The sequence below is a fragment of the Bacillus sp. FSL H8-0492 genome, from assembly GCF_038006145.1.
Lineage (GTDB): Bacteria > Bacillota > Bacilli > Bacillales > Bacillaceae_G > Bacillus_A > Bacillus_A mycoides.
Genome location: NZ_JBBOUP010000001.1, coordinates 3,644,465 through 3,663,469 on the forward strand (window position 1 = coordinate 3,644,465; position 19,005 = coordinate 3,663,469).

The 19,005-nt window shown below is 36.2% G+C and carries 21 protein-coding genes; 1 reads left to right on the forward strand and 20 read right to left on the reverse strand.

The annotated features are described in order from the left end of the window. Positions 1-2 precede the first annotated feature (2 nt). The 16 genes from nth to MHH66_RS18720 form a co-directional block, all read right to left on the reverse strand. Positions 3-650 carry an endonuclease III gene (gene nth, locus MHH66_RS18645; RefSeq protein WP_002030794.1) on the reverse strand — a complete coding sequence of 216 codons (648 nt, stop codon included), beginning with the start codon at positions 648-650 and terminating at the stop codon, positions 3-5. A gap of 15 nt (positions 651-665) precedes the next feature. Further along, a complete protein-coding gene (gene dnaD, locus MHH66_RS18650; protein WP_000728546.1) occupies positions 666-1,373 on the reverse strand; it encodes a DNA replication protein DnaD in 708 nt (235 codons plus the stop codon). Positions 1,374-1,494: 121 nt separating this feature from the next. Continuing rightward, the gene (gene aspB, locus MHH66_RS18655; RefSeq protein ID WP_002011860.1) at positions 1,495-2,682 is read right to left on the reverse strand and encodes an aspartate transaminase AspB; all 1,188 of its coding nucleotides are present in this window, start codon (positions 2,680-2,682) and stop codon (positions 1,495-1,497) included. A gap of 18 nt (positions 2,683-2,700) precedes the next feature. Continuing rightward, positions 2,701-3,204, reverse strand: coding sequence for a cell wall elongation regulator TseB-like domain-containing protein (locus MHH66_RS18660; protein ID WP_002141044.1), 504 nt, complete (start codon positions 3,202-3,204; stop codon positions 2,701-2,703). Positions 3,205-3,211: 7 nt separating this feature from the next. After that, on the reverse strand, positions 3,212-3,382 hold the full coding sequence (locus MHH66_RS18665) for a YpmA family protein (protein ID WP_002086589.1): 171 nt from the start codon (positions 3,380-3,382) through the stop codon (positions 3,212-3,214). Between the two features lie 250 nt (positions 3,383-3,632). Then, positions 3,633-6,437: an ATP-dependent DNA helicase DinG gene (dinG, locus tag MHH66_RS18670; RefSeq protein ID WP_078184201.1), complete on the reverse strand. Its 2,805-nt coding sequence runs from the start codon at positions 6,435-6,437 to the stop codon at positions 3,633-3,635. Between the two features lie 130 nt (positions 6,438-6,567). Further along, positions 6,568-6,951 carry an aspartate 1-decarboxylase gene (panD, locus tag MHH66_RS18675; protein ID WP_000490176.1) on the reverse strand — a complete coding sequence of 128 codons (384 nt, stop codon included), beginning with the start codon at positions 6,949-6,951 and terminating at the stop codon, positions 6,568-6,570. A 12-nt stretch (positions 6,952-6,963) separates the two neighbouring features. Beyond that, a complete protein-coding gene (panC, locus tag MHH66_RS18680; protein WP_078184200.1) occupies positions 6,964-7,812 on the reverse strand; it encodes a pantoate--beta-alanine ligase in 849 nt (282 codons plus the stop codon). Next, entirely contained in the window at positions 7,812-8,648 is an 837-nt protein-coding gene (panB, locus tag MHH66_RS18685) for a 3-methyl-2-oxobutanoate hydroxymethyltransferase (protein ID WP_002011854.1), read from the reverse strand. Before panB ends, panC begins: the two co-directional genes overlap by 1 nt. Before the next feature lie 342 nt (positions 8,649-8,990). Beyond that, positions 8,991-9,971, reverse strand: a complete 981-nt coding sequence (locus MHH66_RS18690; protein WP_078184199.1) for a biotin--[acetyl-CoA-carboxylase] ligase — start codon at positions 9,969-9,971, stop codon at positions 8,991-8,993. Further along, a complete protein-coding gene (locus MHH66_RS18695) occupies positions 9,956-11,149 on the reverse strand; it encodes a CCA tRNA nucleotidyltransferase (RefSeq protein WP_078184198.1) in 1,194 nt (397 codons plus the stop codon). The genes MHH66_RS18690 and MHH66_RS18695 overlap by 16 nt, the downstream gene beginning before the upstream one ends. Then, the gene (gene bshA / locus MHH66_RS18700) at positions 11,136-12,281 is read right to left on the reverse strand and encodes an N-acetyl-alpha-D-glucosaminyl L-malate synthase BshA (protein ID WP_002086596.1); all 1,146 of its coding nucleotides are present in this window, start codon (positions 12,279-12,281) and stop codon (positions 11,136-11,138) included. The genes MHH66_RS18695 and bshA overlap by 14 nt, the downstream gene beginning before the upstream one ends. Next, complete coding sequence (gene bshB1, locus MHH66_RS18705) at positions 12,278-12,982, reverse strand: bacillithiol biosynthesis deacetylase BshB1 (protein WP_002011848.1); 705 nt, start codon at positions 12,980-12,982, stop codon at positions 12,278-12,280. The genes bshA and bshB1 overlap by 4 nt, the downstream gene beginning before the upstream one ends. Positions 12,983-12,993: 11 nt before the next feature. Then, positions 12,994-13,389 (reverse strand): methylglyoxal synthase, encoded by a 396-nt coding sequence (mgsA, locus tag MHH66_RS18710; RefSeq protein ID WP_000684753.1) that lies wholly within the window; start codon positions 13,387-13,389, stop codon positions 12,994-12,996. A gap of 14 nt (positions 13,390-13,403) precedes the next feature. Then, on the reverse strand, positions 13,404-14,204 hold the full coding sequence (gene dapB / locus MHH66_RS18715; RefSeq protein ID WP_078184197.1) for a dihydrodipicolinate reductase: 801 nt from the start codon (positions 14,202-14,204) through the stop codon (positions 13,404-13,406). Next, the gene (locus MHH66_RS18720; protein ID WP_002011846.1) at positions 14,201-14,545 is read right to left on the reverse strand and encodes a nucleotide pyrophosphohydrolase; all 345 of its coding nucleotides are present in this window, start codon (positions 14,543-14,545) and stop codon (positions 14,201-14,203) included. Before MHH66_RS18720 ends, dapB begins: the two co-directional genes overlap by 4 nt. Before the next feature lie 391 nt (positions 14,546-14,936). On the opposite strand from MHH66_RS18720, the gene MHH66_RS18725 reads away from it, so the two are divergent. Continuing rightward, complete coding sequence (locus MHH66_RS18725; RefSeq protein ID WP_002011845.1) at positions 14,937-15,818, forward strand: YitT family protein; 882 nt, start codon at positions 14,937-14,939, stop codon at positions 15,816-15,818. Between the two features lie 28 nt (positions 15,819-15,846). Here the strand turns inward: MHH66_RS18725 and MHH66_RS18730 are convergent, their stop codons facing one another. The 4 genes from MHH66_RS18730 to lit all read right to left on the reverse strand — a co-directional run bounded on the left by MHH66_RS18730 (position 15,847) and on the right by lit (position 18,997). After that, on the reverse strand, positions 15,847-16,497 hold the full coding sequence (locus MHH66_RS18730; RefSeq protein WP_002188995.1) for a uracil-DNA glycosylase: 651 nt from the start codon (positions 16,495-16,497) through the stop codon (positions 15,847-15,849). 134 nt (positions 16,498-16,631) lie between these two features. After that, positions 16,632-17,312: a zinc metallopeptidase gene (locus MHH66_RS18735; protein WP_002086606.1), complete on the reverse strand. Its 681-nt coding sequence runs from the start codon at positions 17,310-17,312 to the stop codon at positions 16,632-16,634. Positions 17,313-17,417: 105 nt separating this feature from the next. After that, on the reverse strand, positions 17,418-18,203 hold the full coding sequence (gene ypjB, locus MHH66_RS18740) for a sporulation protein YpjB (RefSeq protein WP_002188994.1): 786 nt from the start codon (positions 18,201-18,203) through the stop codon (positions 17,418-17,420). Positions 18,204-18,310: 107 nt separating this feature from the next. Next, positions 18,311-18,997 (reverse strand): lipoprotein intramolecular transacylase Lit, encoded by a 687-nt coding sequence (lit, locus tag MHH66_RS18745; protein ID WP_002064533.1) that lies wholly within the window; start codon positions 18,995-18,997, stop codon positions 18,311-18,313. Positions 18,998-19,005 lie beyond the last annotated feature (8 nt).

Here is a 19,005-nt window from a genome sequence, read left to right on the forward strand (position 1 = left end):
CTTTATTTCCCCTTCATTCGTTTCTTTCCTTCGCGACATATTTCTAGTAATCGACACTCTTCACATTGTGGTCGCTGCGCCTTACAGTAATAACGTCCGAAGAAAATCATACGGTGGTGTGTAACTCCCCACTCATCCATTGGAATTTTCTTCATCAATGTCTTTTCCACTTCTAACACAGAATCTTTCCATCTACAAATTGCTAACCGTTTACTCACTCTCTCTACATGCGTATCAACAGCAATCGCTGGAATCCCAAACGCTACCGAAACAACTACATTCGCTGTCTTTCTCCCTACTCCTGGTAATTTCGTCAGCTCATCACGGTCTTCTGGAACTTTCCCGTTATAATCATCTAGTAACATCCGGCACAATTTTTGAATATTTTTCGCCTTATTTCTAAACAATCCAATGGAACGTATATCTTGTTGTAATTCTTCTAAAGACACACTTAAATAATCTTCTGGTGTTTTATATTTTTGAAATAAGTTTTTCGTCACTTTATTCACAAGTACATCTGTGCATTGTGCAGATAATGCCACTGCGATTACAAGTTCAAATGGATTATCATGAATTAATTCACAATGCGCTTCTGGATACATATCCGCCATTGTATCTAAACAATAACGAATTTGCGTTTTGTTCAACATATCTTTCCTCCTACACTACTGCTCCAACCAATTATAAAAAGGCACTTTCCCAGTAAATTTCGTCTCTTGTTTTGTCGTTTGTTGTGTGCGTTGTTGATTCGCTCTAAATTTCTGGCCTTGATTTTGCGCTTGATCTACCGTTTTAATTCCGTTCTTTTTCCACTCAAACAAAATACGATCAATATACCGGAAATTAAGTTTACCACTCATAACAGCTTCACGAAGAGCCGCTTGAATTAAATTCGGATGGTGTTGATCTTGATCTTCCCACATCCCTAATGTTTCACATTCAAATGGCGAAAGTGGTCTTCCGAATTCTTTTTCAAATACTGTATATAAATTTACTTGAATTTGTTTTTGTTCTTTTTGCTCTTCCTCTATAGATTCATTCATTAAAAAGTGCAATATTTTTTCCCACAGTGGTTGTAAAGAATAACTTTCACACATCATCGCTTCAGATCTTCGTCCACCTTCTAGTGCTAAAAAACCTTTTTGGATTAAAGTCTGAATCACTTCCATGCATTTCATTTCTGTTATCGTCATCCGTTCTGAAATCTCTGAAGGAGTCGGGAACGAATTACCTGATTCTAAAAATGTGTGTACATGAAGTACTACCATAAATTCCGTCTCATTTAAACCTAGCTTTTTATAATGCATCATAAGCAATTTAGGAATCGCTATGCTTCCCTGTTCAAACCATTGTAACATCATTTTCTTTTTCATCACCAAACACCTCGTTCTCTAGTATAACACACCTTTAGCCATTTCTTTTTGCCACAATTCGTCAAAAAAACCTCCCTATATATAGGGAGGTTTTTTTCCATTTACTACAAGAAACAGACGATTAAGCCTGTACTTTACTTTTCATGAACGTATGAATTCGTTCTAATGCTTTCTCAACTTGCTCAAGAGATGTCGCATACGATAATCGAACGTTATTTGGTGCACCAAATCCTGTACCTGGAACAAGAGCCACCTTTTCTTCTTCTAATAATGCTTTTGCCCACTCATCAACTGTATCATACCCAGCTAACGCTACGGCTTCTTTTACATTTGGGAATAAGTAAAAAGCACCTTGTGGCTTAATGCAAGTGAAACCAGGAATTTGAATTAATTTATCATAAATAATGTTCAATCTTTCTTCAAACGCTTGACGCATTGTTTCTACAGGTTCTTGTGAGCCTGCATACGCAGCAATTGCACCATATTGAGCAATTGAAGTAGGGTTTGACGTACTATGACTCGCTAAGTTCGTCATCGCTTTAATAAGCTGCTTATTTCCTGCTGCATATCCAATACGCCAACCTGTCATAGAATGTGATTTAGATACACCATTAATAATAAGTGTTTGTTCTTTTAATACATTAGAAAGCTGGGCAATTGAAGTATATTCCGCGTCACCATAAATTAATTTTTCATAAATCTCATCTGAAACAATTAAGATATCATGCTCTAAACATACTTCTCCAAGCTGTTGTAATTCTTCTTTGCTGTAAATCATCCCTGTTGGATTGCTCGGTGAATTAATAATAACAGCTTTCGTTTTCTCTGTAATTGCCTCACGCAGCTGCTTTGCTGTAATTTTGTACTCATTGCCTTCTAGACCTTCTACATAAACTGGCTTACCACCAGCAAGCTTTACTTGCTCAGGATAACTTACCCAATAAGGAGTTGGGATGATAACTTCATCTCCTTCATCAAGTAACACTTGGAATAATGTATATAATGCATGCTTGGCACCATTACATACAATAATTTCAGATGGATCATACGCAATTCCTTGATCACGAGTAAACTTCTTCACAATTTCTTGTTTTAACGCTTGTAATCCACCTGTTGGTGTATATTTCGTATGTCCTTCTAACATCGCTTTATGCGCAGCATCCATAATATGTTTTGGCGTATTAAAGTCAGGTTCTCCTGCTCCTAATCCAATTACATCATGACCTTCTGCTTTTAATGCTTGTGCCTTTGCTGTAATTTCTAAAGTTGCAGATGGTGTTAAAGCAGCTACTCGCTTTGCTAATTTCATTTGTAGTTCCCCCTACATCTATTTTTCAATGCTGTAGTGTCCAGCATAAACCCCATTTTGAAACTCTAAATAGTAATACGTATAACGATCTTCCTGATCAATATATGTAATTTCCCACAATGGAATATCGTTTTGAGCACCTAATTTTACTTTTATAATTTCTTTTGGTTTCGGCTTCGGCTCAGCACCTTCTCCTGTAGCTTGTTCAGCCAACTTTTGCAAAGCTTCTTTTTTAGAAATACCTTCGCTCTTTTTCTTCACAAGGACATTTCCTTTTTTATCAGGCACCCAAACGATAAGTTGTTCTCCTTTTTCATCTGTACCTTGTACGACTGTATATGAAGATTTTCCGTTATAATAATCAACGGTATTTACCTTTGTAATCTTTGCCTTTTCTTTCGCAATTTCTACAGACTTTGACTCTTTTGGAATTTTCTTTTCCATCGCTTTATTATAAACATATGCCCCATATATTCCGCTAGCAACGATAACGATAATGATTGTAAAGATCCACTTTTTCATTGTATCACTACGTTCTGTAAATCGTAAATACAGCTGTTTCTTTATCTTTTTCGTCTAATGCTAATCCGAACATGAGGTCCTGCTCTTTTAACGTACGATTCAAACCATCAACAATTTTATACAAGTCAGACGAATATTTAATACGCGTCGTTGATAGGACTTCGATTTTCTTATCCATGAAAAAACTCCTCCGTTACACAAAAATTTCTAATTATAGAAGAACGCAATGCGGTTACAATAAGAGTACATTCTTTACAACCCCTGCTTCATCACCCATCTATTATAGCAGGACATGTACAGCAAAAAAAGGTTTCAAATCGAAAAGCAATATATTTTGTATACAAGAAGTAAGAAAAATAAAATTCCTCCTACCCACATTTTTTACGCCTGAAGTTTAAATGTACTTCAGGCGTATTTTTCTTCCGATTTTATCCATTTGACGATTCTTCTAACTGTACTAACAATTCTTCTAACGGTCCTTCATAGAGTGGTACAGTTGGGATTGATTGTAAAAATCGTTTTCCATAGGAAGAACTTGTCAAACGACGATCTAATACAAATACAGTTCCCGTATCTGTATTTGTTCTAATAAGACGACCAAACCCTTGTTTGAAACGCAAGATTGCTTGCGGGAGCGCCAACTTATCGAATACGTCTTCTCCTTGATTTTTTAACCACTCTCCTTTTGCTTCCATCATCGGCTGATGAGGAGGGGTAAAAGGCAGACGGACAATGACAAGACAGCTTAGGGCATCTCCAGGTATATCTATCCCTTCCCAAAAACTACTTGTTCCTAACAAAATCGATTTGTCGAACTCCTGGAATTTGCGGATTAGACGACTTCGGCTCTTATTATTCACACTTTGCGTTAATAATAAATATCCTTCTAATGTCTCATCATTTTTCAAATTCGTATACGCTTCTTTCAACATTTCATACGAAGTGAATAAAACGAGCATTCTACCTTTTGTAGCTTTCGCTATTTTCGCAATATGTGCCGATATAGACTCAATATATTCTTCATTACTTGCTTTCTTAATAAAAGGTACATCCGTTGAAACCATTAATTTCATTTGCTCTTCAAAACGGAATGGTGATGGAACCTTTAATGTATTGGGAGCAAAATCATGTAAACCTAGCTCCTCTTTTATATAGTCGAATGAATCATTAACTGTTAACGTTGCTGATGTGAAAATAACACTCTTTTTCTGGGTTAAAAATTCATCAGCAAATCTTTCACCAATATGAACAGGCTGCGCATATAGAACTGTTGAATGAATCGTTCCCTTCGTTTCAGTCTCCATCCATGTCACGTATGAATTTTTTTCTAAAATGAGTAATTGTAAAGATTGTGCCATCTTTCTCAACAACTCAATTAAATGCATAAATTCACCTGTAACGACATGCATCTCCCATTCTAATTTACTTTGCAATATTTCAGCTTGCTTCTCAAGTGTAGTCAATAACTTTCTTACATCATACACAAATCGATTTGTTAACTCGGTAATGCTATCCCATAACTTACCTTTCTCTACTTCCGTGTTATATCGATAAATGAGTGGCATATTGCTCATCCCTTGTTCCTGCTTTGTTTGTTTAAATACGAAAGTCCGTAACATTTGAAATAGTTCATCCGCATCAAATTTCAATTCCTTCAAACTATGACTCACCATACGGAAAGTCGAACGCGATGCTTGCTCTGATTTTTTCATCATTTTATATACTTTAGAAAGTACATCATCTGTTTCTAGCGTACCAAGACGAGATAAAGCTAATTGAAAATACATGCATGAGAATTGTTCACCTAATGTTCTACTCGCCGCTTCCTCGATATGATGAGCTTCATCAAAAATAATATGTTCACATGAAGCAAATAGTGGTTCTTCACTTGAAAAATCTTGAAATAATAACGCATGATTTGTAATAACGATATCTGCAAATAATGCTTTATTCTTTGCTCTTTGATAAAAACAACGACTATACCAGTTGCTTTGCATCCCGCCTGGACTATGTACATCACTACAAATACGGTTCCAAAGTAACTTGCCGCCCTCAGGAATATTCAATTCATCACGATCGCCAGTTTCCGTTTGCAATAACCACACTAAAATTTTTGCCTTTGTGAGCGCCATATCATAATTTTTCTCTTCCTCTTGCAAAGCATATTCAAATTTGTGTAGACAAAGGTAATGCTTTCTTCCTTTCAGAAGAGCTACTTCAAATGAAAATGGCATTATTTTCTTTAATAAAGGAATTTCTTTTTCTAGTATTTGTTGTTGCAATTGTACAGTTTGTGTACTTATAATGACAGGTTCTTCTTTTTTCTTTGCGAAATAAATACTTGGAAGTAAATATGCAAGCGTCTTCCCCGTACCTGTTCCTGCTTCAATCAGTGAAAACCTAGAATCTCTTAGCGCTGTATATATTTCCTTCATCATAATTTGTTGGCTTTCTCTTTTTTCAAACTTTGGCATATTCAATTCAAGTTTATCGATTGTCTTATGTAAGAAAGCATCAAATTTAGATGAGTATGTTTCACTGAGGCTTAAAGAATAATTCCGCTTTCGAAGCGCAATATTTCGATACACCTCACACTCCTCTGCCTCTTCTTTACCATGCATCATTTTCTTTAAAATATTTTCAGAAAGTACATCAGCTATATCACTTTGGAAAACATCACTTAATTCATAAAGCGATTGTAATGTGACAAGTGGTAACTTTTCAATTTCACTTAAAAATTGTAAAAACAACTCCGCTGTTGCAAGAGCATCACTATCCGCACGATGTGGTTGATCGTGCTCTAGTTCATGCTGCTTAGCTAAATCACGTAATTTATAACTATCAGCTGTCGGCAAAAGAATTTGCGCCAATTCAACTGTATCAATTTTAGGACAATGTACTTCTGTATATCCAGCCTGCCTTAATTCTTCATTTAAAAAATTCCAATCAAAGTGAACGTTATGTGCAACAAAAGCCGCACCTTGTAATAGCTCAACAATCATCGGGGCTACATCTCGAAATAACGGGGCTTGTTTTACAAGATCTTCATCAATCCCAGTTAATTCTGTAATAAATAGGGGAATCTCTCTCTTCGGATTAATAAAAGATGAAAAAATCTCTAATATCTCTCCATCTTCCACTACAACAGCTGCAATTTGGGTGATTTTATCCTTCCCATCCTTCCAGGAGTTCCCTGTCGTCTCTAAATCAACAACGACATAACGCTTACTCATATATGTAACACCTCAATTTCTTACCTATCAAACACAAAAATTATATAATGTTACTATACCACGTTTTACCTCATCTTAATGAAAAGATGCACAAAAAAGCTATCTCCTTAATTAGAGATAGCCTTCCTACTTATAATATCGTGCCAGCTTTTTCAGCACCTAACATTTCAATAATTTGATTATCATCGTCTAATACTGCAATTTTCGGCTCTTGTTTATGAATATTTTCTTCTGCCACTAAACCATAGCAAATAATAATAACTTTATCACCCGGTTGTACAAGCCTTGCAGCTGCACCATTTAAACACACAACACCGCTACCGCGCTCTCCTTTAATAACATATGTCTCTAAGCGAGCTCCATTGTTGTTATTTACAATTTGTACTTTTTCATTTTCTACAATATTTACCGCATCCATTAAATCTTCATCAATTGTAATACTACCTACATAATTTAAATTTGCTTCTGTTACAGTTGCACGATGTAACTTCGCTCTCATCATTGTGCGAAACATAGATGCTCCCCCTTATTTCCCCATTAATGTTATATTGTCAATTAATCGTACATTTTCAAACTTAACTGCAATCGCTAAAATGATTCTTCCTTCAATTTTATTTATTGCTTTTAAAGAAGGATATGCATATAAATCAGCATAATCTACAGTGCCTTTCGTATACTTCTCAATATGCTCTTTCACAAGATTCATAATGATTTCCGGATTACGTTCGCCTGCCTCAATTCGTTCTTTCGCTATACATAGACTGCCGTATAAATGAGGAGCCTCTTCACGTTCTTCTAGTGATAAATACACATTACGAGAACTTTTCGCTAATCCATCTTCTTCCCTTACAATATCAACTGGTACGATCGTAACGGGAATATTAAAATCAGTTACGAATCCTTCAATTACAGCTACTTGCTGTGCATCTTTCATACCGAAATAAGCACGCGTTGGCAATGTAATATTAAATAGTTTCATTAGTACAGTCGCAACACCATCGAAATGACCAGGTCTTTGTTTGCCACATAATACGTCGGTACGCTTCACAACTTCTACTGTTGTCGTTTGTTCTGCTGGATACATCTCTTCTACACTCGGATAAAATAAATAATCAACACCATTTTCTTTTGCTACATTTTCATCTCTATCAATATCACGTGGGTATCGATCTAAATCTTCATTTGGTCCAAATTGTAGTGGATTTACAAATACACTTAAAACTACAATTTCATTTTCTTCCCTTGCCTTACGTAGTAACGTAGCATGCCCTTCGTGTAAATACCCCATCGTTGGAACAAAACCGATACTTTTTCCACTTGCATGCAGTTCGTTTGTAATTTGCTGCATCTCTTGCACTGTAGTTATGATTTTCATTATTGTTTTCCTCCGTATAACGCTAAGCACTCTTCCTCTTTCATTGTAAATGAATGTTTTTCTTCAGGAAATTGCCCTGTCTTTACTTCAGTAACGTATTGCGAAATCCCTCGTACAATCTCCTCTTGAACAGACGTATATTGCTTCACAAATTTCGGAACACGATTTACGCCGTACGAGATAAGATCGTGGTATACAAGAACTTGCCCATCTACTTTTTGTCCTGCTCCAATTCCAATTGTAGGAATTGTTAACTGCTCTGAAATAAGTTCTGCTAATTGCATTGGCACACATTCTAGCACAAGTGCTATCGCACCAGCTTCCTCACATTTCTTTGCATCTTCTATTAATTTTTTTGCACTTTCAGCATCTTTCCCTTGTACTTTATACCCACCTAGCACTCCTACAGATTGAGGAGTTAAACCTAAATGCGCCACAACGGGAATTCCCGCATTCGTTAAGTAGTGAATAGTTGATATAACTTCTCCAGCACCTTCTACCTTTAATGCATGTGCCCCGCTCTCTTGAACAATGCGACGTGCATTAATCATCGTATCTTGCAATGAGACATGATAAGACATAAATGGCATATCAGTTACAATAAACGTCTCTTTCGCTCCGCGGCGTACAGCTTTCGTATGATGAATCATATCCTCTACTGTTACTGGAACTGTTGAATCATACCCAAGTACAACCATTCCTAGAGAATCACCCACTAAAATCATATCGACTTTAGCTTCTTCTGCTAATTTAGCAGATGGATAATCATACGCCGTTAGCATTGTAATCGGCTCACCTTGCTCTTTCATTTTCAAAAAATCTGTTTTTGTTTTCAAAAACTACTCCTCCTTTATGCAGGAGAGAGGAGATGGCCGAAATCATATAAAAAACCCCTCTGGCCATAAAAGGGCAGAAGGGTTGTGTGTTAGTCGGCATTATTCATCCCTCTGTCCCAGTCCATTATTGGATCAAGGCAGAATCCAAATTATTATTTTTTCATACTGCGTAAAATAATGGTGCAGTTCGCTTTGATACTGCCCATATTCGAACTAATTATAGCAAACTCTGAAAAGGAATTGCTACATTTTTTCGAAAAAATAATTTTTTATCCCTATTACGGTATGTGAAATTTATTAGTATCTAAATGACAAAAAGAAGCTCCAAAATAGGAACTTCTTTTACTTAATTTCTATATCAGCAGAATGAATGTGGTGCACTTGTCCTTGATGATCCTCAAGTAACAATACACCATCCTCCGTAATTCCTTTTGCTAGCCCATTAATAGTTTCCTTCATCGTTCGAGCTGTAATTTCTTTTCCGATACTTACTGCGTAACTTTCCCAAAGAATTTTAATAACAGAGAAGCCATTTTTTAAATACTCTTCATACAATTTCTCTAGTTGCAAGAAAATTTGTTGCATAAGTTCCGCACGAACAATCTGCTTACCCGATTCAATTGCTAATGAAGTTGCAATTTGCTGAATTTCCTCATCAAAATGTTCTTGTTTCTGATTTGCATTAATGCCAATTCCCATAATAACAGCATTAATTTTATCTGGATCAGCTTGCATCTCCGTTAATATACCGACAGCTTTTTTACCTTGAATTAAAATATCATTCGGCCACTTAATCCCTACGTTTACACCGGTACATTTTTCAATTGCTTGCGCTACGCTAACAGCTGCTAATAAAGTAAGCTGTGGTGCATGATGAACTGGAATCGAGGGACGCAAAATAATACTCATCCAAATTCCTGTTCCTTTTGGAGAATACCATTTTCTACTTAAACGTCCTCTACCTGCTGTTTGTTCTTCAGCAACGACAATTGTTCCCTCTTCTGCGCCTTCATAAGCAAGTCTCGCTGCAATATGCTGAGTAGACTCAACCGATTCTTCAAAATAAACCGTTCTACCGATACGCTCTGTTTGTAATCCTAATTGAATCTCATTCGCAGTTACTTTATCTGGTTTACTAGCAATTCGGTACCCTAAACGGCGTACAGCTTCTAGTTCATACCCTTCATTACGAAGGTCCTCCATATGCTTCCATACAGCGGTTCTCGAACAACCAAGTTTGTCACTAAGTATTTGACCAGATACAAATGCACCATCTGCTTCAGAAAAAACTTGTAATAACTGCTTTCTTATAGTAGATTGCATCTTTGTAGCCACTCCCTTATATCCTCTTTCTTATTAACTAAATCTCCTTGTACGATTGCTTCTTCAATATTTTGAAGCATTTCGGCAACCCACGGACCTGGCTTTTTATCTGTCCAGCTTAATAAATCATTACCAGTCACATTCATTTCTTGACGATTTTTTATCGGCAATGCATGAAATAATGATTGTACTTGCTTAACAGACGCACTATTATAACTTTCTATTATCGCTTCATATACTCTTTCCGCCATCTCAGCGATGCGAATCCCAGTTTTATAAAGAAGGATTGTATCCCACTCCTTCTCCTTTCTAGAACGAATTGCTAATAAAACCGCTACGATATCTTTAATCTTTTTATTCGAGAACTTCCATTGACGCAGAAAGACAGATGGATGCTCTTCTCCGATACAATATAGGAAAAATGCCCACACCTCAACGTCTGTTTCCAAAGAATCCCATTTATACTGCGTAGATTTCAAGAGTCTTTCTTCTGACATTTGCAAATATGGCAGATGAGAAAATAGCTTAGTTTCTACTAACTCTTGAAGACCATTCACACAATATGTACCGGTCAACAATTTTTCAAATTCAACTGTAATTCTTTCAATCGCTATATGTTCGAGCAAGTGCCCATACGTTTCAATTGCTTGTTTCGTCTTTATTTCCAAAGAGAAACCTAACGTACTTACGAACCGAATACCACGCATCATTCGCAGTGCATCTTCTTGAAAACGGTCTGCAGCATCTCCAACCGTTGTAATTTCCTTCAGACGAATCGCTTCTTTCCCAGCAAATAAATCAACCATTTCGCCTTCCTCTGTCATTGCAATTGCATTCATCGTGAAATCACGTCGTTTTAAATCCTCTTCTAATGAACGGACAAATTGAACACTACTAGGTCTTCGAAAATCTTCATATTCGCTTTCTGTTCGAAAAGTAGTTACCTCATACGGTTCACCATTTTCTACAACAATTACAGTTCCATGCTCAAGACCAACCGGAACATGTCTTGGGAAAATAGCCATTACTTCTTCTGGTAAAGCAGATGTTGCGATATCGATATCTCCAATCGGTCTATCGATAATAAGATCGCGTACACTTCCACCAACGAAGTAAGCCTCATGTCCGTGCTGTTTTAACATCTCAATAATTGAACTAGCTTTTTTAAATCTTTCCATTCTTGTCATCCCTTAGTATGTCATAATAAATCGCCTCATACTGTGAAACGATTTTTTCCGAACGAAACTGCTCATATACAGATTTCATCGCTCGCTCTCCCATATTACGGTGAAGTTCTTCATTTTCTAGTAGCTGAATTGCTTGCTTAGCTATTCCGTCTGTATCTCCAACTTCACATATATATCCTGTTTCACCATGTTGAATGACCTCTGGAATGCCCCCAACCCTCGTTCCGATACTAGGCACACCACACGCCATCGCTTCTAATATAACAAGACCAAAACTTTCCTTTTCTGATAAAAGTAGCATTAAATCACTCATCGCAAGAAGCTCTGCAACATTATCTTGCTTTCCTAGGAATAAGACACGTTCCTCAATATGTAAACTTTTCACCAATTGTAAAATAGTACAGAACTCTGGTCCATCACCAACAAGAAGCAATTTCGCATCTACTTCCTTTACAATTTTAGCAAATGACTGCACAACATCCTGTACACGCTTAACCTTTCGGAAATTTGAAATATGAATCAACACTTTTTCATTTTCTCGTATACCATATTCTTTTTTTAATTGAGACATATCACGTTTGAAATAAACACGTTCATCTACAAAATTGTATACCGTCTCAATTTCTTTATCTGGTTTTACAAGTTCATTTGTTTCTTCAATTAACGAATGTGACACAGCTGTAACAACATCAGATTGTTCAATACCAAAGCGAATTAAATTATTTAACGAAGGGTCGGAACCTAACACAGTAATATCCGTTCCATGTAAGGTCGTAACAATTTTAATACGCTCCCCAATCATTTGTTTTGCTAAATATGCACAAATAGCATGCGGGATTGCATAATGCACATGTAAAATATCAAGGTTTTCTCTTTGAGCAACCTCTGCCATTTTACTCGCTAATGCTAAATCGTAAGGTGGATATTGAAAAACAGAATATTGATTTACTGTTACTTCGTGAAAATAAATGTTCGGGTACACTTTATTCAACCGAAATGGTACACCCGATGTAATAAAATGAATTTCATGCCCGCGTTCCGCCAATTGCTTTCCTAACTCTGTCCCAACAACCCCAGAACCACCTACAGAAGGATAACATGTAATACCTATTTTCAATTTCATTTACATCCCCCTATTAAATCAGCATGTAATAAAACCGGTTTCTTACTCATAAATCCTTCGGCATACAGCACTCCAACTTCTTTCCCAAACATCTTCTCCCGAGCGATTACAGTTTCAACGTATCCTTCGGTTAATGGCGTCTTAACACCATCACTCCCTGTTGAAAACTGACTTTCATACGCTTCTAACGCTTCCACCTTTTTAGAAAGGTATTCACTAATATCTATACAAAAATTCGGTTTATGAAAACCATTAATCATATAATTATAAAAAGACTCTACACGGTGCGGCGGAAGTTCAGGCATATATTTACGAATTCCCGCTGAAAAGATAGCTTCTTCCACAAGTTTCGCGCAATTAGCATGGTCTGGATGACGATCTTCGTAATATGGTGCGAAAATTAGTGTTGGTTTATATGTACGAATAATCTTTACAATTTCACGTATATATTCTTCTTTCATATACAAACCACGGTCTGGCATTGCTAAATTAATTCTCGTTTTTACTCCCATAATACGAGCTGCAGCCTTTGCTTCTTCTTTTCTTAGTTCTACCGTTCCATTTGAAGAAAGATCAGCTTCTGTTAAATCGCAAATGCCTACTTCATATCCTTGCTTCGTATACTTTGCAATGGTACCTGCCATGCCGATTTCAACATCATCGGCATGAGCACCAAACGCTAATATATGTAATCCACTCATAATTGTTCCCCTCATTTTCTTAACTTTCGGTAATCTAAATCTCCCCGCTCTAATGCATGCATTAGCATTTCAGCACTTGCCATATTTGTTGCTAATGGGATGGCGTATACATCACATAAACGAAGTAACGCATTAACATCTGGTTCATGCGGCTGGGCTGTTAGTGGATCCCGGAAAAAAATCACCATATCCATCTCATTTTTTGCAATCATTGCACCAATTTCTTGATCGCCACCAAGAGGACCGGATTGATATCTTGTTACAACTAAACCAGTTGCCTCCATAATACGAAGTCCTGTCGTTCCTGTTGCAAAAAGTTCATGTTTTTCAAAAATTGGTTTATATGCGTATGCGAACGAAACCATATCATCTTTCTTTTTGTCATGTGCGATTAAGGCAATTTTCATCCGTTGTCTCCCCTTTAGTCGATAATATTTTCTAAACCGTACACAAGATGATCAAGGTCCATTACTGTTTCAATTGATAGTTTTACACCTGACATAAATGATGCACGGTTGAATGAATCATGACGAACTGTTAACATTTGTCCATCTCCGCCGAACATTACTTCTTGGTGTGCAATAAGCCCTGGTAGACGTACGCTATGAATGTGAATACCGTCTACATTTGCACCACGTGCCCCTTCTAATTGTTCCGTTTCATTAGGGTGCCCTTGCTCTTTTGGTACACGATTTTGACGGATTAATTCTACTGTTTTTACAGCTGTACCAGATGGTGCGTCTAATTTTTGATCATGGTGTAATTCAATTACTTCAACATCTTGGAAGTACTTCGCTGCCATTTGTGAAAATTTCATCATAAGAACTGCACCAATCGCAAAATTTGGAGCGATAATTGTTCCTACTTCTTTTTCTTTTGCATTTTCTGTTAATTGCTTTAGTTCTTCTTCAGTAAATCCAGTTGTACCAATAACTGATCTAAGTCCACGTTCAACTGCAAGTGTCACATGTTTCTTTCCAATTTCTGGTGTTGTCAAATCTAACAATACATCTGCTTCTACTTCATCTAAACAAGTATGTAAATCCGCGTAAATAGGTGCATCTAGCGCTGGCATTCCCGGTAAATCAGAAATTTTTTCTCCGCCATGCTTATAATCAATTGCTGCTACTAAATTGAAATGCGCTGTTCTTTCCATAAGAAGGACTGCTTCATATCCCATGCGTCCTCGTGGTCCAGCGATAATTACTTTAATTTCTTTCATGCGTCTTTCTCTCCCTCATCAATACGTGTCCAACGATCTTTATCACGTGTATTAAATTTATTCATTACAATGTTATGCGCTGTTTCTAAATCAATATTTAAACTATTTGCCATACAAATCATAACAAATAAAACATCTCCAAGCTCTTCCTCAACACTTCGTTCTTTCTCAGTCGTTTTCTTTGGTTTCTCACCATAATAATGATTAACCTCTCTTGCAAGCTCTCCCATTTCTTCAGTTAAACGAGCCATCATTGCAAGCGGACTAAAATAACCTTCTTTAAATTGACCGATATATGCATCTACTTCTTTCTGCATATCTTTCATCGTTTTTGCTTCCATACTAGTCACCTCTTATTCCTTCCTCTTTCATGTTAGCCAATTCATCGCGATTTGACAAATATTATTCCCTCATATCACTATTTACGACTCTTTTTAGGATAGACTATAATAAAGTGAAACTTCTTTTGCGTGATTTTTACAAAAGATCAGCCTGAACCAATCGGGTCCCTGCGGCTGGTTCGACCTTTTCTTCTTCGCTTTTCCCTCTACCAGCCGTTGGGACGGGGTAAAGTGAAACTTTCTTTTGCAGTTTTTCCGCACAATATCAGGCTGAACTAATTAAGCTCTTATACCATTCTCTATTTTTACTATCAACTAGAAATAACTTATTATTATGTTCTATCGTTTAAGAGGAGCAATGCAATCATTACATAATTAGGGGGATTTCTAAATGACATCAAATTTGAAGATTCGGAATATCATTTTTATTTTAATCGGTTCCGCTATTTTTTCTTTCGGTATTGTGAATATCAATATTGAAAACCATCTTGCAGAGGGTGGATTTACCGGCATTACGCTATTATTATATTTTAAATTTTCACTTGATCCTTCCTATACAAACTTAATTTTAAACGTCCCTCTATTTTTCATTGGCTGGAAATTACTCGGCCGAACAACATTTTTATACACATTAATCGGTACATTTAGCGTCTCTTTATTCCTTTGGGTGTTTCAGCGCTACGAGGTTCTCAACTTACATTTAAACTTGCAAAATGATATGACACTGGCTGCTTTATTCGCTGGGGCATTTATCGGCATAGGACTTGGAATTATATTCAAATACGGCGGGACTACTGGCGGTGTTGATATTATCGCAAGGCTAGCTCACAAATATGTTGGCTGGAGTATGGGAAAAACGATGTTTATGTTTGATGCGGTCGTTATCATTATCTCTATTCTTACATATTTATCATATCGCGAGGGCATGTATACGTTAGTTGCTGTTTTTATCGGGGCTAAGGTTATTGATTTCATGCAAGAAGGTGCTTATGCAGCAAAAGGAGCAACTATTATTTCTGATAAAAACGATGAAATTGCTTCAAAAATTTTATCAGAAATGGAGCGCGGAGCAACCTTTTTAAAAGCAGTTGGATCCTATACAAAAATAGAACGTAATGTACTATATTGTGTTGTTGCTAAAAATGAAATCGTAAAATTAAAAAATATCATTATTTCAGTAGATCCACATGCCTTTGTCGCTGTAAGTGATGTACACGATGTTGTTGGTGAAGGATTTACATTAGATGAAAATAAAAAACCGTTACATAATTAAATTCAGCTAGAAAAGCTCTGTAGCTTTTCTAGTTTTTTATTATAAATCTTTTAAGTTTCTCCAAATCCTCATAAATAAGCTCCAACAAACTCCGATTATAGAAAATAGAAGCTGGATGAAAGGTCGGAAAAATATGATATTCTTTTTCTGACCAAATAAATTCTGTACTGCTGCTATCTTTCAATCGCTGCACAGGTTGCTTTAACAATTCTCCATGAACATCCGTAATTTTATTATTTTTACCAACTAAACGCTGTAATGCAATATTACCAAGTGTGACAATAACCGGCTGCTGTATAAATTCCAGTTCATAATCTAGCAAAGGTGCATGGGCAAGTATCTCACCTTGATTCGGTGTTCTATTGTACTTCTTCTGTATTATTTCGCCATTTCGTTCCCTTTTCTCTCTCCATTTATAAGGTCTACTCCGGACCGCACTCGTAATATATACTTCTTCCCTTGTAACGTGAATACGTTCTAAAAATTCCATTAAATGTTTTCCCGCTCTCCCACTAAATGGAATCCCATTATGAATTTCTGTTTCACCAGGTGCTTCTCCAACAAGCATTAATTTCGGGTTTTTAGGGCCCTGTCCACTTAAAAAACCTTCTAATTGGTATATAGCACTACGCTCCTTCACTTGTTTAACTAAATGATATGGATATTCTATGTCCGTCACCTTCTTTCATCATTCCATACTTATCTTTATTTTAACTAGTTCTATACCCCATATTCTCTCTATTATTTCCATTTGTAACATATTATAAGATTCAATCCACAAAACAAAAAAAAGACTATCAAAATTGATAGTCTTTAATCGTCGCTACGCTGCATACCAGTATAAATTAATACGAGACGTAATAATTCAAATACTGCTACAGCAGCTGCTGCTACATATGTTAATGCTGCCGCATTTAATACTTTACGAGCTTGACCGTACTCATCTGTTGATACGATACCAAGTGCTTCAATTTGTTGCATTGCGCGTTTTGATGCATCAAACTCAACTGGTAATGTAACAAGTTGGAAAATAACACCTGCTGCCATTAAAATAATTCCTAGTAACAACAAACCAGACATTTGTGCAAATACACCAATTAGGACAAAAACCCATGACATGTTTGAACCAAAATTAGCAACTGGCACTAACGAATGGCGTACACGCATAAAGTTATAATCTTTCGCATCTTGAATTGCGTGTCCTACTTCATGTGCTGCTACAGCTGTACCAGCAACTGAATGACCATAATAGTTATCTGTCGATAATCTAACCGTCTTTACACGCGGGTCATAATGATCTGACAAATGACCTGGCGTTTCTTCTACGGCTACATTGTACAATCCATTTTCATCTAAAATTTTCCGAGCCACTTCCGCTCCTGTCATACCTGATGTTGAATAAACTTGTGAATACTTGCTATAGGCACTACGTACTTTTGACTGTGCATACAACGGTATGATCAAAATGATCGCGAAGTAAATTAAATAAAACATCATAAACCTCCATTGAAGTTTTAATTATAGTACTTCTCATTCTATTTTTTTCTTCCACCGTTGTCAATAAATAAACCTTACAATCCGTATCTTTATTTATGCGTATTATCTATCTTTAGAATGCAAGTTGCTTCTCCGCTTCTCTCTCTCCCCTTTATACTTTCTCCATCCAACATACGTTAAAGTGAACAAAATAAGTCCTCCAGTAATTGTCATAAACCAAATGAGAGAGGGAGCAATCTCATCTTTTTTTACTGTATGAAATATTTTTTGCAAATCACCTTTAATAATCCCTAGTTGCATTTGTCCACCTTTCGTTTTTAACATAACGTTACGAAATTCATCCAAATAAGATAAATGTGCATTTACACGCTGCGCTTCGTTTTCTGGCAGAGCAATCATTAAACTAGGATAAATAATATTAAATTCATTTAAAAATGTATTTAGCGTCTGTTGGAACTGTCCATCATCTTCTTTTTCCATCGCCTTTTCTACTTGAGAAAAAGCATTCATTATCTTTCTTTCTCTTTCCATCCAAAGTGGCTGATATTTAGATACTTGTGCATCAACAGCAAGTTGTAACGCTAACATATTATCCACTTTAACTTGCCTATCTGAATCTTCCGCGAGAGATTGTTTCGCCTTATCGTATGCTAAAGAAACGACTCTAATTTGTCCCGGAGTTACTTTTGAATTATTTTCATTCTCCTTTGATAGAAATTGCTCTGAGAAATGGTACAGTACTTGTATTGCCTTTTTATCTTCTTTTTTCTTCACTAACTGCAAAGAGTCATCTAGCAATCCAGTTAGTTCACTCCACTCTTCAGCATATATACGTACTGGAAACATTATAATTAGAAATGCTATCAGTCCAATTAATGTTCTCTTCATCCCGGTCCCCCCTATAACTACTAGTACAAAATATGTGGAATTGGACAAGAATAGAACAGAACAAAACCCAAAAATATATTATCTCTATGAAAACAAAAAAATTCTCTTTAAACAGAGAATTTTTTCTTTGAAACCCTTTTCTTTTTCACTAAATATTTATACACACCATAACAAAGCATGCTACCACCTAAAATCAATAATAAAATAATACATGCAGCATGCATAAAGAATTCTTCCGGTAACATTAAAATAACCGGATCTGTTTCAATATCAAACATCCAATAATCATTGCTAAATAAAAGCTTATGAAATAATACGAAACTCTTTTCAAAATTAATAGCAATTGGTAACGTAAGAGCTATTGGAAAAATAATTGTAAGAATCGCTCCGTGAAGTAAAAACTTTTCTTTTTTCTTTTTTAATAAATACGCTCCTCCTAATACAGCAATTACAATCGTTCCATACATTATATATTGAATCTTTACTAAAATATTTTTAACATCTACAAAATGAATGCGTCCATTTGTGGACATATCTAATGTCGGCAATTGTAATGCACCTTCATAAAACGGCGATAAATATGTAATAAGCACATCATAGTTTCTCTTAATTTCATCTTTCGTCATATCCGCTAAATCTGGAATATTTAAAAAATCAATTTCAAAATAATACAACCATTTTCCATATACAACTACCGTTGTCGCGAGAGCGAAAACAGAAAATGCTATGCTATAGGAAACTACTAAAGTGATCAATCGATCCAATATGTTTATACCGCTCTTATTTTTCTTCATTTTCTCCC

Coding starts and splice junctions, on each gene's coding strand:
- nth (WP_002030794.1), bottom strand. CDS start 650: ATGTTGAACAAAACGCAAATTCGTTATTGTTTAGATACAATGGCGGAT.
- dnaD (WP_000728546.1), bottom strand. CDS start 1,373: ATGAAAAAGAAAATGATGTTACAATGGTTTGAACAGGGAAGCATAGCG.
- aspB (WP_002011860.1), bottom strand. CDS start 2,682: ATGAAATTAGCAAAGCGAGTAGCTGCTTTAACACCATCTGCAACTTTA.
- MHH66_RS18660 (WP_002141044.1), bottom strand. CDS start 3,204: ATGAAAAAGTGGATCTTTACAATCATTATCGTTATCGTTGCTAGCGGA.
- MHH66_RS18665 (WP_002086589.1), bottom strand. CDS start 3,382: ATGGATAAGAAAATCGAAGTCCTATCAACGACGCGTATTAAATATTCG.
- dinG (WP_078184201.1), bottom strand. CDS start 6,437: ATGAGTAAGCGTTATGTCGTTGTTGATTTAGAGACGACAGGGAACTCC.
- panD (WP_000490176.1), bottom strand. CDS start 6,951: ATGTTTCGCACAATGATGAGAGCGAAGTTACATCGTGCAACTGTAACA.
- panC (WP_078184200.1), bottom strand. CDS start 7,812: ATGAAAATCATAACTACAGTGCAAGAGATGCAGCAAATTACAAACGAA.
- MHH66_RS18690 (WP_078184199.1), bottom strand. CDS start 9,971: ATGCAATCTACTATAAGAAAGCAGTTATTACAAGTTTTTTCTGAAGCA.
- MHH66_RS18695 (WP_078184198.1), bottom strand. CDS start 11,149: ATGGAAAGATTTAAAAAAGCTAGTTCAATTATTGAGATGTTAAAACAG.
- bshA (WP_002086596.1), bottom strand. CDS start 12,281: ATGAAATTGAAAATAGGTATTACATGTTATCCTTCTGTAGGTGGTTCT.
- bshB1 (WP_002011848.1), bottom strand. CDS start 12,982: ATGAGTGGATTACATATATTAGCGTTTGGTGCTCATGCCGATGATGTT.
- mgsA (WP_000684753.1), bottom strand. CDS start 13,389: ATGAAAATTGCCTTAATCGCACATGACAAAAAGAAAGATGATATGGTT.
- dapB (WP_078184197.1), bottom strand. CDS start 14,204: ATGAAAGAAATTAAAGTAATTATCGCTGGACCACGAGGACGCATGGGA.
- MHH66_RS18720 (WP_002011846.1), bottom strand. CDS start 14,545: ATGGAAGCAAAAACGATGAAAGATATGCAGAAAGAAGTAGATGCATAT.
- MHH66_RS18725 (WP_002011845.1), top strand. CDS start 14,937: ATGACATCAAATTTGAAGATTCGGAATATCATTTTTATTTTAATCGGT.
- MHH66_RS18735 (WP_002086606.1), bottom strand. CDS start 17,312: ATGTTTTATTTAATTTACTTCGCGATCATTTTGATCATACCGTTGTAT.
- ypjB (WP_002188994.1), bottom strand. CDS start 18,203: ATGAAGAGAACATTAATTGGACTGATAGCATTTCTAATTATAATGTTT.
- lit (WP_002064533.1), bottom strand. CDS start 18,997: ATGAAGAAAAATAAGAGCGGTATAAACATATTGGATCGATTGATCACT.